The organism is Methylobacterium sp. WL18 (genome assembly GCF_008040015.1).
GTDB lineage: Bacteria > Pseudomonadota > Alphaproteobacteria > Rhizobiales > Beijerinckiaceae > Methylobacterium > Methylobacterium mesophilicum.
The window spans coordinates 1-13,990 of sequence record NZ_VRVD01000068.1 but is presented as its reverse complement, the minus strand read 5'-3'; the positions used below and the strand labels follow the sequence as shown (position 1 = coordinate 13,990).

General features: G+C 69.3%; 15 protein-coding genes and 1 tRNA gene. 9 read left to right on the top strand and 7 right to left on the bottom strand.

What is annotated here, in order from left to right:
• The coding region (locus FV228_RS08640) for a DEAD/DEAH box helicase (protein ID WP_147854236.1) at positions 1–1,218 on the bottom strand (1,218 nt) is incomplete at its 3' end.
• Between the two features lie 391 nt (positions 1,219–1,609).
• On the opposite strand from FV228_RS08640, the gene FV228_RS08635 reads away from it, so the two are divergent.
• Positions 1,610–1,861 (top strand): AbrB/MazE/SpoVT family DNA-binding domain-containing protein, encoded by a 252-nt coding sequence (locus FV228_RS08635; protein WP_210247791.1) that lies wholly within the window; start codon positions 1,610–1,612, stop codon positions 1,859–1,861.
• A gap of 26 nt (positions 1,862–1,887) precedes the next feature.
• Here the strand turns inward: FV228_RS08635 and FV228_RS08630 are convergent, their stop codons facing one another.
• A complete protein-coding gene (locus tag FV228_RS08630) occupies positions 1,888–3,834 on the bottom strand; it encodes an oligopeptide transporter, OPT family (protein WP_147854234.1) in 1,947 nt (648 codons plus the stop codon).
• Positions 3,835–4,093: 259 nt separating this feature from the next.
• Between FV228_RS08630 and FV228_RS08625 the strand changes: the two genes are divergently transcribed.
• Positions 4,094–4,324 carry a DUF6429 family protein gene (locus FV228_RS08625; RefSeq protein ID WP_147854233.1) on the top strand — a complete coding sequence of 77 codons (231 nt, stop codon included), beginning with the start codon at positions 4,094–4,096 and terminating at the stop codon, positions 4,322–4,324.
• A 145-nt stretch (positions 4,325–4,469) separates the two neighbouring features.
• Here the strand turns inward: FV228_RS08625 and FV228_RS08620 are convergent.
• Positions 4,470–4,554, bottom strand: a tRNA-Leu gene (locus tag FV228_RS08620).
• Between the two features lie 184 nt (positions 4,555–4,738).
• A complete protein-coding gene (locus FV228_RS08615) occupies positions 4,739–5,356 on the bottom strand; it encodes a TetR/AcrR family transcriptional regulator (protein ID WP_147854232.1) in 618 nt (205 codons plus the stop codon).
• 82 nt (positions 5,357–5,438) lie between these two features.
• On the opposite strand from FV228_RS08615, the gene FV228_RS08610 reads away from it, so the two are divergent.
• Positions 5,439–6,203, top strand: coding sequence for a GDSL-type esterase/lipase family protein (locus tag FV228_RS08610; protein WP_147854231.1), 765 nt, complete (start codon positions 5,439–5,441; stop codon positions 6,201–6,203).
• Between the two features lie 4 nt (positions 6,204–6,207).
• Here FV228_RS08610 and FV228_RS08605 read toward each other — a convergent pair whose 3' ends face one another.
• Positions 6,208–6,513 carry a FliM/FliN family flagellar motor switch protein gene (locus tag FV228_RS08605; protein ID WP_147854230.1) on the bottom strand — a complete coding sequence of 102 codons (306 nt, stop codon included), beginning with the start codon at positions 6,511–6,513 and terminating at the stop codon, positions 6,208–6,210.
• A 103-nt stretch (positions 6,514–6,616) separates the two neighbouring features.
• On the opposite strand from FV228_RS08605, the gene lipB reads away from it, so the two are divergent.
• On the top strand, positions 6,617–7,342 hold the full coding sequence (lipB, locus tag FV228_RS08600; RefSeq protein WP_147854229.1) for a lipoyl(octanoyl) transferase LipB: 726 nt from the start codon (positions 6,617–6,619) through the stop codon (positions 7,340–7,342).
• A 120-nt stretch (positions 7,343–7,462) separates the two neighbouring features.
• Positions 7,463–7,822: a hypothetical protein gene (locus FV228_RS08595; protein ID WP_147854228.1), complete on the top strand. Its 360-nt coding sequence runs from the start codon at positions 7,463–7,465 to the stop codon at positions 7,820–7,822.
• A 10-nt stretch (positions 7,823–7,832) separates the two neighbouring features.
• On the opposite strand, the gene FV228_RS08590 is transcribed toward FV228_RS08595, so the two are convergent.
• A complete protein-coding gene (locus FV228_RS08590; RefSeq protein WP_147854227.1) occupies positions 7,833–9,959 on the bottom strand; it encodes a carbohydrate porin in 2,127 nt (708 codons plus the stop codon).
• A 350-nt stretch (positions 9,960–10,309) separates the two neighbouring features.
• Between FV228_RS08590 and FV228_RS08585 the strand changes: the two genes are divergently transcribed.
• The 4 genes from FV228_RS08585 to FV228_RS08570 all read left to right on the top strand — a co-directional run bounded on the left by FV228_RS08585 (position 10,310) and on the right by FV228_RS08570 (position 13,535).
• Positions 10,310–10,873: an iron transporter gene (locus FV228_RS08585; RefSeq protein WP_210247790.1), complete on the top strand. Its 564-nt coding sequence runs from the start codon at positions 10,310–10,312 to the stop codon at positions 10,871–10,873.
• Between the two features lie 76 nt (positions 10,874–10,949).
• A complete protein-coding gene (locus tag FV228_RS08580; protein WP_246693867.1) occupies positions 10,950–11,252 on the top strand; it encodes a cupredoxin domain-containing protein in 303 nt (100 codons plus the stop codon).
• Between the two features lie 13 nt (positions 11,253–11,265).
• Positions 11,266–12,681, top strand: coding sequence for a 4Fe-4S binding protein (locus tag FV228_RS08575; RefSeq protein WP_147854224.1), 1,416 nt, complete (start codon positions 11,266–11,268; stop codon positions 12,679–12,681).
• Between the two features lie 29 nt (positions 12,682–12,710).
• Positions 12,711–13,535 (top strand): FTR1 family protein, encoded by an 825-nt coding sequence (locus FV228_RS08570; RefSeq protein ID WP_147854223.1) that lies wholly within the window; start codon positions 12,711–12,713, stop codon positions 13,533–13,535.
• Positions 13,536–13,649: 114 nt separating this feature from the next.
• Here FV228_RS08570 and FV228_RS08565 read toward each other — a convergent pair.
• A partial coding sequence (locus tag FV228_RS08565) for a rhodanese-like domain-containing protein (RefSeq protein WP_281406480.1) occupies positions 13,650–13,990 on the bottom strand: 341 nt, incomplete at its 5' end.

Below are 13,990 nucleotides of genomic sequence, written 5' to 3'. Positions count from 1 at the left end.
GCCACCGGCCGGGCGCTGCTGCTGGCGCTCGGGCCGGCGCTCCTCCTCGCGGGCGATCTCGGCCGCCTCCTGACGGGACGGGGGCGAGAAGCCCTCGGGGAAGCCGGCGACCGGCACGCTCTGACGGGTCAGCCGCTCGATGTCGCGCAGGTAGGCGCGCTCCTCGTCGTTGCAGAACGAGATCGCCAGACCGGTCGCCCCGGCGCGCGCGGTGCGGCCGATGCGGTGGACGTAGCTCTCCGGCACGTTCGGCAGGTCGAAGTTGACCACGTGGCTGACGCCGTCGACGTCGATGCCGCGGGCCGCGATGTCGGTGGCCACCAGAACCCGGCAATCGCCGTCCCGGAAGGCCTGGAGCGCCCGCTCGCGCTGCGGCTGGCTCTTGTTGCCGTGGATCGCGGCGCCGGCGATGCCGGCCTTGTCGAGGCCGCGCACGACCCGGTCCGCGCCATGCTTGGTGCGGGTGAAGACCAGGACGCGGTCGATGGCCGGATCCCGCAGGATGTGGGCGAGCAGCGCCTGCTTCGCGCCGGTATGGGCGAAGATGACCGTCTGCTCGACGCGCTCGGCCGTGGTGGCGACCGGGGTCACGGCGACCTGCACCGGATCCTTCAGGTATTGGCTGGCGAGCCCGGCGATGTTCTTCGGCATGGTCGCCGAGAAGAACAGGCTCTGGCGCTGGGCCGGCAGCAGCTTCACGATGCGCTTGAGGGCGTGAATGAAGCCGAGGTCGAGCATCTGGTCGGCCTCGTCGAGGACCAGGATCTCGACGCCCTCGAGGGTCAGCGAGCGGCGCTCGATCAGGTCGATCAGGCGGCCCGGGGTGGCGACCAGGATGTCGACGCCCGGGGCCAGCGCCCGCTCTTGGCGGCTGATGGTGACGCCGCCGAACACCACCGTGGTGGTGTAGGACAGGTGGCGCCCGTAATCCGAGAAGGACTCGGCGATCTGGTTGGCGAGCTCGCGGGTCGGCGAGAGCACCAGCACCCGGCAGCCGCGGCGCGGGGCCCGGCGGTCCGAGAGCGAGAGGCGGTGCAGGATCGGCAGCGCGAAGGCCGCAGTCTTGCCGGTGCCGGTCTGGGCGATGCCGCAGAGGTCGCGGCCCTCCATGGCCGGCGGGATCGCCTGGGCCTGGATCGGGGTCGGCGTGACGTAGCCAGCCTCGCCGAGCGCCCGCAGCACGGGCTGGGCAAGGCCGAAATCGGTGAATTGGGTCAAAGAGATATCCGATGCAGCAGGGCCGGCCGGGCGCTTCGCGTTCGTTGCGAGCAGCGCAGAAATCTGGTCGGTCCGTTGGCAGGGGGCAGCCCGCGTGATGGGGCGGCCCGGGTGCATGCACGTTATGAAGAGGGGGGCCGGATCACGCCGGGAGGCGCCCGATCCGTCACGCAACCCCCTCAAGCGGGCCATGACGGCCGCTGACGCTGCACCGCCGATATGCGGGTGTGCGCCTGCGAAGTCAATGCACAGCTGTGCCCGGCAGGACATGGCTCCGATCGCGTGGGTGCACGGCTCCGGCGATGCGTCTCCGTCCACGACGTCCTGACGACGGGCGCGGACCGGTGTGGTCGATATCTCCGCGAAGGCTGAGGATCTGGCGATGCGGTTCGTGACCGACGCGGAGGTGGCCGCCGACGGCCGGATGGTTTTGCCCCAATCCGTGCGCGACGCTTTGGGTCTCACGGGGGAGAGCCGCCTCGTCGTGACGGTCGATGGCGATGAGGTGCGCCTCGTACCGGTCGGCCGCGCGGCGTCGAAGCTTCAGGCTCTCTACCGCGAGAACGTCCGCCAGGATGCCGATCCCTCGTCCTTCTTGAGAGAACGCCGCGCCGAGGCGAACGGCCAGGATCCGGTTGCGTGAGCGCCGTCGTCCTGAACTGATCTGTCTTAGGCCGCCAGCCGCCGCGTCTGGCGGTAGAGGCCCGCCGTCAGACCCGCGAACAGCACCAGGCCGCCGAACAGCGCCGGGCCGCCAAAACCGTCGCCCATCAGCGCCAGGGCGCCATCGTCGCCCGACACGTAGACGATGATCGCGAAGGCGACGCCCCAGAGGCTCTCGCCGACGATCAGGCCCGTCGCCGTGAGGGTGCCGAGCCGGACCGCCCGTTCCGGATCGGCCTGGCGGCGCGCCCAGCGCTCGTAGACCGTGCCGATCACCGCGCCCGCCACCAGGGGCAGGATCAGCTTCATGGACAGGTAGATCCCGAAGGCGGCCGCCAGCGGCGGGAGGCGCAGGCGCTTCAGGCGGCCGAGGGTCTCGTCCAGGGCGATCAGCCCCACGCCCGCAACCGCGCCCCAGCCCAGCATGCGCCAGTTGGCCTCGCCCGAGAGCACGCCCTTGGCCAGGGTCGAGATCAGGCCGGCCTGCGGCGCGGCCAGCGCGTTCGGCCCGGCGCCGGGCGCCCCGACGAAGCCGAAACTCGTCGCCAGCAGGTTGAGCACCGGCGGGATGATCGCCGACCCGAACACCACGCCGACGACCAGGGCCGCCTGCTGCTTCCACGGCGTCGCCCCGACCAATTGGCCGGTCTTGAGGTCCTGCAGGTTGTCGTTCGCGATGGCGCAGACGCTGAACACGATGCCGGTGACGGTCAGCACGTAGGCGACGAGCGCCCCGCCGCTCTGCGCATCCCCGTCGCGGTCGAGCAGGCCCAGCAGCATCGCCGAACTCGCCAGCGCGGCCAGGATGCCGATGCCCGACAGGGGCGAGTTGGACGAGCCGATCAGCCCGGCCATGTAGCCGGTCACCGCGGCCACCACGAGCCCGATCACCAGGACGAACAGCAGGCCGCCCGCGACCAGCAGGACGCCGTGGCGCTCCAGGCTCGTGCCGGCGAGGACGTCCCACAGCAGCCAACCGATCGGCAGCAGAAGGCTCGCCGAGACCAGGAGGACGACCGCGATCGGCAGGTCGCGCTCCTCGAGCGCCAGCGTCGCGCCGGCCTGGCGCGCCCGCCCGGTCGCGAAGGCCGAGCGGATGCCGCCCAGCACCGGGCGGGCGATCCGGATCAGCGTCCAGAGCGCGGCCACGCCCATCACGCCGGCCCCGAAGAACCGCACCTCCTGCCGGAACGCCGCGCCGACCCAGGCCTCGACGCTTGCGTCCGGCATCGGCTGCTGCGCGGTCAGGATCGGGACCAGCACGGCCCAGCCGATCACCAGCCCGAGCGCCATCGCGGCCCCCACCGACAGGCCGACCAGATGGCCGACGCCCAGCAGCGCGAAGGACAGGTTGCCGGCGATCCCGGTTGCCCCCGCGCCGACGCGGAACCAGAGCGCGGCGCTGTCGAGCACCAGCCGGGTCTGCGCCAGCACCGCGAAGCCGGCCGAGGCCAGGCTGTTCCAGACCAGGATGCGCAGGCCCAGCGCGCTGTCCGCCGCGCCTGTGGCGCCCTGGGTGCCGAGCGCCAGCACCTCCGCGGCGGCCCGCCCCTCCGGATAGGGCAGGTCCGAATCGACCACGAGGGCGCGGCGCAGCGGCACGGACAGCATCACGCCCAGGATCCCGCCCGTGGCGGTGATCCCCGCGGTGGTGAGCCACGGGAATCCGTGCCACCAGCCGATCATCACCAGGCCCGGCAGCACGAAGATGATGCACGAGAGCGTGCCGGCCGCCGAGGCGACGGTCTGGACGATGTTGTTCTCCAGCACCGTGGCGCCGGGGAGGTGGCGCAGCACCGCCATGGAGATGACCGCGGCCGGGATCGATGTGGCGAAGGTCAGCCCGACCTTGAGGCCGAGATAGACGTTGGCGGCGGTGAACAGCAGCGTCAGCGCCGCGCCGAGCAGGAGGCCGCGCCAGGTCAGTTCGGCCGGTTGGGCGCCGCTGGACATGCGAATCGGGTTCCGGAAGCCAAGACGCCGAGTTTATCGGTAGGCGATTGAAAGATGCAAATGTCCTTCCCGTGACCGGCCAAGAACTCATGCACGATCAATATGATTTTTTGTCGGAAAAAATCGAAACACGACGACGAAAAACCGAACTTGTGGTTCCGGTGTTGGACGATCGATATTTTATACGGTCGAGAATAGATGTAGCACGCGAATGCCCCGCGCGCTGGATGTGATCGGAGCGGTTTGGTAACGTCGAGCCATGCAGATCGATGAAGAGCGCATTGACGACGCCGTGCTCGCCCTTCTGTGGCTGACGCTCCACAACGAATGTCGAGCCTGGAAAGGGTTCGACTGGGAGGCCCTCGGCCGCCTGCACGCGAAGGGGCTGATCGACGATCCGGTCGGCCGGGCCAAGTCGGTGGTGCTGACCGAGGAAGGCCTGCGTCGATCCGAGGCGCTGTTCGAAGCGCTGTTCACCCGCAAGGAATGACCGGCTCGCCTCGGCGGCCGCGCGCAGACATGCGCCAGGCGGCTTGCCGCAAACCGAGTATCGGGGCGAATCAACGGCTGAAGCCGTGGTGCCGGCCTGAGGCCGAGCGATCAACTGTCAGAGGGAAAACACCACAACGAACGTGTGGTGCGGCCAAGAGGACTCGAACCTCCACCCCTCGCGGGACTAGCACCTCAAGCTAGCGCGTCTACCAATTCCGCCATGGCCGCATCGGACGCGAAGATCCGCCCGTTCGCCCGACCGATGCGACCTCCGGGGAAACCCTCGGGCCGCCATCATGTCGGGCGGCGCAGCGGATAACAGATCGATCCGCCTCCGACAAGCGCTCCGCTCGCCCCACCGTCTCTCAGAGCGGAAATTACGCGACCCTCGGCGAAAACGACCGTCCGTGAGTCATGTGCAGAGGGCGATGAGGGCCAGGTGCACAATGGCTCGCAAGTCCCGCTCGGAGGCGCCATCGCGCGCCTGTACCGACAGACCCTGCAGGGTGGCGGCGCAGAACGCGGCCAACGCCTGGGTATCGCTCGTCTCGGGCAATTCGCCCTCGCTCTTGCCGCGATCGAGCCGGGCCTTGATGGCTTCGCGTGCCGCGATCCGCCGAGCGGTCATGCGCTGCGCGATCGGGTGATGGTCGGGCCCGCAGCTCAGCAGGCCCAGCGAAATGAAGCAGCCGCCGGGACGGCCGCTGGCGGCGTAGTGCTTCGCCGCTTGTGTCAGCAGAGTGCGGATCGCCTCCTGCACGGTTCCCGGTTGTTCGAGGGCCGCCGCGGCGAACGCGCCGTCGCGCTGCTGATACAGGGCGACCGCTTCCTCGAAGAGGGCTTCCTTGCTCTGGAATGCGCCGTACAGGCTGGTCGCCGTGACGCCGATGGCGTCCGTGAGATCGGCGATCGACGTGCCCTCGTAGCCGCGGGCCTGAAACAGGGCCAGGGCGGTCTCGAGAGCTTCTTGGCGATCGAACTGGCGTGGCCGGCCGCGCCCTCTCCGACCCGACGGGTTTTCGATTTCCATAGCGACCACTGCGATAATGCCTTGACAGGCGCGCCACAAGCCGTCCTCAATTCTGTAGCGATTCCTGCAAAAAGGCTTTCCGATGATGCGGCATGCGATCGTCGCTCTGGGTGCTCTCGCTCTCGGGGCCGGGCTCGGCGTAGGGGCGCAGGCCGACCCGCGGCGGGTCCTGATCTACGGGGACAGCAACACCTGGGGCTATGTGGCGAGCCCTGACGGCCAGCCTGCCCGCCGCTACGGGCGCGACCAGCGCTGGACGAGCCTGCTCCAGCAGGCGCTCGGTGCCGATTACGAGGTGGTGGAGGACGGACTGAATCTGCGCACGACCGACCTCGACGGCGAGGCTTGGCCCGACAGCATCATTCGGCCCGACAAGATCAACGGCTCAAAACATCTGCCGGTGTCGATCGCGGCCAACATGCCCCTCGATCTGGTCGTGATCATGCTCGGCACGAACGATCTTCAGGCCCGCTATCAACGCTCGCCGGAGCAGGTTGCCGACGCCGCAGTGGGGCTCGCACGGCAGGTGCAGGCCTCCTCGGGAGGCATCGGCAACGCCTATCCGGCGCCGCGCGTGCTACTGGTATCGCCGGTCCAGGTGGCGACGATTCCGATCCAGGGCTGGAGCGAGCGCTATGACGGCGGTCGGGAGAAATCGCAGCACTTCGCCGAAGCTTTTGCGCAAGCGGCGGTGAAGGCCCGGATCCCGAGCTTCGACGCCGCATCCGCGATCGGCGGCGGCGCACATGGTGCCGATGGCCTGCACCTGTCTCCGGCCGATCACCGTCAGTTGGCGGCCGCGATCGCCCCGGTAATCCGTAAGACGCTGGGCGCCGAAGAGCCGTGACTGATCACCCGGACGCGTAGTTGTCGTCCAGGAACGGCGTCGCGCTGTCGCCGATCGTGGTGCCGGGCTCGATGATCGCGGCGGCCTTGCGGATCAGCTCCGTGATCTCGACGGAGATGCGGTCGCCGGTGACCACGATCTGGCCGCGGGCGATCGGGTGGTCGTTGGCCAGGATCTCGACCATGTCGCTGTCGCTGGCCTCAAGCTCGATCACCGCGCCGCGGCCCATGCGCAGCAGCATGTGCAGCGGCATCCGGGCCCGGCCCAGCACCACCGTCAGATCGACCTTCAGGGTCTCGAAGACCGCCACCGCGCGCCCATCCCGTCTCGCCGCCGACCCGATGCACCCAAAACTTGCAACCGCCGGCCGCGGATGTTGAAGGCTTCGACCATCGACGCAGGATGGTGAACCCTTGGTAAACGCGCCCCGCCTCACGGTCTCGCCCCATGCCTTCCCGGCGCGCCCCGGCTCGGATCCGGTGGGCTGGCGCGTGAGCGACGCGCCCGTGGGCTACGCGGACGCGGTGGCCTGGATGGAGGCGCGCGTCGAGCGGATCGCCCGGGGCGCGGCGCCCGAATGCGTCTGGCTGCTCGAACACCCGCCGCTCTACACCGCCGGCACCTCGGCGCGGTCCGAGGACCTCGTGGCGCCCGATCGGTTCCCGGTCCACGTCACGGGCCGGGGCGGCCAGTACACCTATCACGGCCCGGGCCAGCGGGTCGCCTACGTGATGCTGGACCTCGACCGCCGGAGCCGGGACCTGCGCGCCTACGTGGCGAGCCTGGAGGGCTGGCTGATCGAGACCCTGGCGGCCTTCAACGTCCGGGCCGAGCGCCGGGAGGACCGGGTCGGCGTCTGGGTGCGCCGTCCCGAGAAGGGGCCGGGGGTGGAGGACAAGATCGCGGCCATCGGCATCCGGGTGCGCCGCTGGGTCAGCTTCCACGGGATCAGCTTGAACGTCGAGCCGGACCTGTCGCACTTCGCCGGCATCGTGCCGTGCGGCGTGCGCGAGCACGGGGTGACGAGCCTGGTCGATCTCGGCCTGCCGGTGAGCCTGGCGGAGGTCGACATGCAGCTGCGCGCGGCGTGCGAAGAGATTTTCGGGGCTACGGTGAGCGAGGCGCCGGAGAATCTGTGATCCGAAAGGGCATCGGCATTCGGTCGGCGGAACCGGCCTCGGCGATGAGCGGAGCGCTTCGCCCATGCGCCGCCAGATTGGACCCTTGCGTCCACACAGACCGCGCGCACATGATGGTGCATGTCGCTCGCTCCTCCGAAAGAACCACGGTCGTCAGAGGCTGCGCCGTCGCCGAGCAACAACCTGTTGCTCAGGCAGATGGATGGCCTGCGTCGTGACATGCGTGAGTTGATGGAGCGCGAGGCCCGCACGATCGAGCTAATGAACCGCATCGCCGTGCGGATGGATGAAGGCTTCACCCGTATCCGCGACGACATGGCCTATATCCGGCGTGACGTCGGTGAGATGCGCGGCGATCTGCTGACGATGGAGAACCGCGTTTTGGACGCGATCACCGAAGTCCGGTTCATGGCCACGCGCGTGGACGAAGCCGAGGCCGAGCTGCGGCAGGCGGTGGAAGGATCGCCGCCGGTCCCCTGACAACCGACGATCAGAAATCCGCGTGCAGCCGCGACGCGAAGAAGTGCGCCGGCCCGCGGTCGCGGTTGTAGCCGGGGTTGTTCACGAACTGGTAGTCGAAGGTCAGGGTCACGAACTTCGTCAGGTTCAGGGCGTAGTAGGTCTCGATCGCCCGCTCGCTGCCGTAGTTGAGCTGCCCGTCGCCGACCAGCAGGCCGTAATAGCCGGCCGCGAAGGCGGCGCGGTGCGAGGGTGAGAGCCGGTTCATCGCCGTGCCGATGGCGACCGTGTCGTCCGGCCGGTCCCAGGCCTTGCCCTTCAACGACAGGCCGCCGGAGAAGCTCTGGTCGATGTCGGTGAAGGAGATGTTCTCCGTGCGCCCGTCGTTCAGGCTCGCCCGGGCGAACAGGCCGAGTTCGGGCGTCAGCGCCTGCTCGAGGTTGATGTAGCCGCCGGTCTTCCGACGCGGCTTGCGGGTCGCGAGGGCGGCATCGCTGCCGTTGTCGAACAGGCCGAGCTGCGTGAGGGTGACCAGCTCCCGGTTGTTGGCCGAGACCCCGACATTCGAGAACAGGCCGATGCGGATCTTGCCGGGCTGCTCCAGCCACGGGAGCACGTGGCGCTCCTCGAACTCGGCGTTCAGGCCGGCGCGCCGGAACACCCGCGGGTCGAGCACGTCGCTGGACGGCTCCTTGGGCACCTGCGTGTAGGCGGCGCGGATCGCGAACTCCGGCCGGTTGTATTCGGCGTAGAGCCCTTGCGTGAAGCCAGGGAGGTTGGCCGGGAAGTCCCAGGCCGAGGCCCCCCACAGCGACCAGTTGAAGAAGTCGACCCGCGGGTCGTGGGCGTAGACGTTGCCGTCGAAGAAGTCGCCCAGCGCGAACTTGCCGGCGATCAGGGTGATCCGCTCCGCATCGTACCGGGTGGCGACCTGGTTCGGCCCGTCCGGCACCTCCACGGTCTCGCCGCCGAGCCCGATCGTCTGCTTCACGTAATAGCGGTTCGAGCGCAGCTTCGGGAACGGGGCGCCGGCCTTCTGCGCCTCGCCGTTGACGAAGCCCGCGACGCCCAGCGTCCGCGACAGGCCGAAGCCCTGGCTGAACTCGGGGTTGTAGTAGAGCTCGGTGCTGTCGGTGAGCTTGAGCCCGAGGAAGATGGTGGCCGTGGTGGTCTGCCGGGCCTGGTGCGGGATCAGGCTCTGCGCGCCCTCGTAGGGCGAGCGGAAGCCCGGCACCCCCTGGGCGATCAGCGTCGTCTGCCCGTGCAGCGAGAAGCGCCCGTTCTCGCCGTTGTCGGGGTCGTGCGGGGCGGTCTCGTCCGGATCGGGTGGAGCCTTCAGGCCGCCCGGGAACCACATCAGCCGCGCGAACAGCTGGTTCGAGGTGAAGCTCGCCCGGGACGTGACCGGACCGCCGTCGTCCCCCGGCACGCTGCCCAGCGAGAAGCGCCGGCTGCCGCCGAGGTCGATGTAGCGGTAGTCGATCCCCAGGGCGAGCGAGTCGCTGATCGCGTACTGGATGCCCGCGCCCAGGGTGAAGCCGAGATAGCCGAGTTCGCGCCGCGCCGTGTTCTGGCCGCCCGCGTCGAAGTCCGGATAGTTCGCCAGGAACCGCGCGTTGGCGCCGGCGAGCCCGAACGATCCGTAGATCAGGTAGCGGTCGAAGCTGTAGCCGATCCGGGCCCGGAGGGTGCCGTAGAGGTCGGTCTTGGCGCGCACGATGTTGAAGGGCTGGTCGGCATCCTCGTAGCCGAAGCCCGTGATGGTCGAGGGCACCGGCCTCTTCAGGTTCGCCACGTCGAGGGTCGCCTCGGCTCCGTAGACCCAGGGGCCGGTCTGCCAGTTCCAGCCGCCGAACAGGCCCCCGACCGCCGTGGTGGCGTTGCGGCCCTGGTCGCTGCGCCCGGTGGAATCGCCGCTCTTGAACGCCGGCACCGCGCGGTTCCCGATCGCCGTCGGACCGAAATTATAGGCGCCGTAGGACCCGCCCGCGCTGCCCTGGAGGCCGATATAGCCCCCCGACCAGTCGGTGTAGGCGGGGAGGTCGGGCACCGGGCGCCGCCCGGCGGGGTCGGCCGCGGCCGCCGGAACGGACGCGATCAGGGGCCCCACCAGGACGAGGGTGGCGGCACGGAGGAGGGGCACGGGACGGGACGGCATCGGACTCGCAGACAAGGTATAGCACTTGCTATAATAGGGTTCGCGGACACGCAAGCCGTTTCGGATCGCCTCGAACACGGGCCACATCGTTTCTCGTCCCGGGTCGCATTGTCGATGCCGTGCATGGCAGTGCCGTGACGATCGCCACATCTCTCCGAGGGTCAAGATACGCGCGGACACAGCCGGCGGAATAACTTCGATCCGCCCGCAGAAACTCGATACGTCTTCAGGTAAAGACCAAGAACTATCATTCGCCGGCGCTGTAATGGTGTCAGATTAGAATTGTTATCATTTGATCTGTGCCGGTTTGCCTCTTTGAAACTCCCCGCGGGAGCGTTATGTGCATCGCCATGCGCGCTTCGACTCTCTTTCCGATTCTCCGCGGCCTGGCTGCGGGTGCCCTCCTGGCGACGGCGGGGGCCGCCGCGGCCAAAGAGGTGCCGATCGGTCCGCATGTGACCAAGAACGGCCTCGAGGTCGCCGCCGTCTACCTGCAGCCGATCGAGATGGACCCGCCCGGCATGATGCGCGACGCCGCGCAGTCGGACCTGCATCTCGAGACCGACATCCGCGCCGCAAAGGACAACCGGAACGGCTTCGCGGAGGGCGACTGGGTGCCCGCCCTCGAAGTCCGGTTCGAGGCGGTGAAGCTCGACGGCGACAAGCCCACCGACCAGAAGGTCTCGGGCGCGCTCATGCCGATGGTCGCCAACGACGGCCCGCATTACGGCGACAACGTCAAGCTGTTCGGCCCCGGCCGCTACCGCCTGAAGGTCACGGTGGCGCCCCCCGGCAAGGACAGTCACTTCGGCCGCCACGTCGACAAGGAGACCGGGGTCGGCCCTTGGTTCGAGCCCTTCGACGTGACCCAGGACTTCACCTTCGCCGGCGTCGGCAAAAAGGGCGCCTACTGAGAAGACGGGCGCCTCCTGAACCGCAAGGATATCCGTGTCACGCTCGTCGCGCCCCGTCCGATTCGCCGCCGCGTTCCTGGCCGTCTCCTGCGCGGGCTTCTCCGCGCGCGCCGAGGAGATGCCGGTCATCAAGGTGGAGATGCGCGACGGCGTGATCCTGCCGGCGACCATCGAAGTTCCGGCCAACACCCGGTTCAAGCTGGAGATCTCGAATACCGGGCAGTCGCCGGTGGAGTTCGAGAGCACGGAACTCAAGCGCGAGAAGGCGCTGGCGGCCGGCTCGACCTCGTCGATCGTGTTCCGCACCCTCGATCCCGGCACCTACCAGGTGTTCGACGACTTCCATCCCGAGGCGAAGGCCACCCTGGTGGCCAAGTGAGCGGGTCTCGACGGTGACTGCCCCGACCTTCCTCGCCGACGCGCCCGCGCGCCGGGACCTGCTCGACGAGCGGCTCGCCCGCTTCGGCGACTGGCTGCGGCAGCACGGCTGGATGATCCGGGCCGTGCAGTGGGTGATCGTCGGAATCTACGGGGTGCTGGTGATCGTGCCCGCGCTGCTGCCGCTACCCGGCAACACCGCGCATATCTGGACCAACCTGACGCTGGCCGCGCAATTCGCGTTCTGGGGCATCTGGTGGCCGTTCGTGCTCCTGAGCATGGTGCTGGTCGGCCGGGCCTGGTGCGGCGTGCTCTGCCCCGAGGGCGCCTTGAGCGAGTTCGCCAGCCGCTGGAGCCGGGGCTACGCCGTGCCGCGCTGGATCACCTGGCAGGGCTGGCCGTTCCTGGCGTTTGCCGGCACCACCGTCTACGGGCAGATGACCAGCGTCTACGGCTACCCGAAGCCGGTGCTGGCGGTGCTCGGCGGCTCGACCGTCGCGGCGATCGTCGTGGGCCTGCTCTACGGCCGCAACAAGCGGGTCTGGTGCCGCTATCTCTGCCCGGTCAACGGCGTCTTCGCGGTGCTCTCGAAGCTGGCGCCGGTGAGCTTTCAGGTCGACCGCGCCGCCTGGGCCGCCTCGCCCAAGCCCGTGCAGGGCACCGAGACCTTCAACTGCGCCCCGCTGGTGCCGGTCAAGGCGATGCGCGGCTCGGGCTCCTGCCACATGTGCGGGCGCTGCAGCGGCCATCGCGGCGCGGTGCGCCTGGCCCTGCGCTCGCCCAACCACGAGATCGTCCACGTCGCCGGGAACGAGCCGAGCCTGGAACAGACCGTGCTGATCCTGTTCGGCATGCTGGCCCTGGCGGTGGGCGCGTTCCAATGGTCGTCGAGCCCCTGGTTCGTCGAGGCCAAGCAGATCGCCGCCACCTGGCTGATCGAGCACGGCATCACCTGGCCGCTGGAGATGTCCGCGCCGTGGTTCGTCCTGACGAACTACCCCGACCACAGCGACGTCATGACCCTCCTCGACGGCGGGTTGCTCCTGGCCTACATCGGCGCCGCGACGGTGATCCTCGGGCTCGCCGTGTCGGGGATCGTGGCGCTCGCGACCCTGGCGCTCGGCGGATGGTCGCTCCGGCGCTTCCATCACCTGACGCAGACGCTGATCCCGGTGGCGGGCTGCGGCGTCTTCCTGGGCCTCTCGGCGCTGACCGTCACGTTCCTGCGCGGCGACGGCATCGTGATCCCGTACGTCTCGGAAATCCGGGCCGCCATGCTGACCGGCGCCGGCCTGTGGAGCGTGTGGCTCGCCTGGCGGGTCGCCGGCCTAGGGGCGGGCGGCCTTCAGCGGGCCGCGGCCACGGCCTGCATCGCCTCCGCGGTGACCCTCTCGGTCGCCAACTGGGTGCTCCTGTTCTGGGTCTGGTAGCGCGGTCCGCGTTCAACTGAGGAAACGCCATGATCGGCGCCTTCATCATCGCCTTCCGCGAAGTCATCGAGGCGGGCCTGATCATCTCGATCGTGCTGGCGGCCACGCGGGGCATCCCGGGCCGCATGCGCTGGGTCCTGCTCGGTGTCGTCGGCGGCCTCGCCGGGGCCGGCCTCGTGGCGCTGTTCGCGGAAAAGATCTCCGACGCCTTCGAGGGCAGCGGCCAGGACATCCTGAACGCCGCGGTGCTGATCGTCGCGGTGCTGCTGCTGATCTGGCACAACACCTGGATGAGCAAGCACGGGAAGGAGCTCGCGGGCGAATTGCGGGCGGCCGGCGCAGCGGTGCGCTCGGGCGAGCGCGAGGCGGCCGCACTCTCGATCGTCGTCGGCGCCGCGATCTTGCGCGAGGGCGCCGAGCTCGTGCTGTTCCTCTACGGCCTCGTGGCGTCGGGCACCTCGGGTGCGGACATCCAGTTCGGCGCGTTCGCGGGCATCGGCGCCGGGATCCTCCTCTCCGCGGTGACCTATCTCGGCCTCGCCGCGATCCCGAGCCGCTACGTGTTCTCGATCACCAGCGTCCTGATCATCTTCCTGGCCGCGGGCCTCGCCGCGCAGGCGGCCCAGTTCCTGGCCAATGCCGGGGTGGTCGATGTGCTCGGCCAGACCTTGTGGAACAGCTCCGGGGTGATCGCGGAGAATTCCTGGCCGGGCCGGGTGCTGCATGCGCTCGTCGGCTATACCGACCGGCCCACCGCCCTGCAGGGGCTGGTCTATCTCGGCACCATCGCGGTGATGGTCGGGCTGATGCAGTGGAGTTCCGCCGACAAGCGCCGGACGGTGCGCACCGCCTGAGGTCCGGGTTCCCAAAGGGCTCAGCCCTTTGGCGGGTCGTCAGGGCGGAGCCCTGATGATGGACCAGGGCTCCGCCCTGGACCCGCAAAAGGTCCCGACCTTTCGAAACCGCGATTAGGCGCCCGTCACGACCGGGCGCGCCGTGTCCGCACCCCATTCGGACCAGGAGCCGTCGTAGAGGCCACGGGCGGGCTGGCCCAGGGTCTCCAGCGCCAGCGCGATGATCGCCGCGGTCACGCCGGAACCGCAGGTGGTCACGATCGGCCGGTCGGGATCGATGCCGGCCTCCGCGAACACGTTCTCCAACTCCTCCGGGCTCTTCAGCCGGCCGTCCCGTTGAAGCGACGCGTAGTGCAGGTTGTGCGCGCCGGGCATGTGCCCGGGCCGTACGCCCGGCCGCGGCTCCGGCTCCTCGCCGCGGAAGCGGGTGGCCGAGCGGGCGTCGACCACCTGGG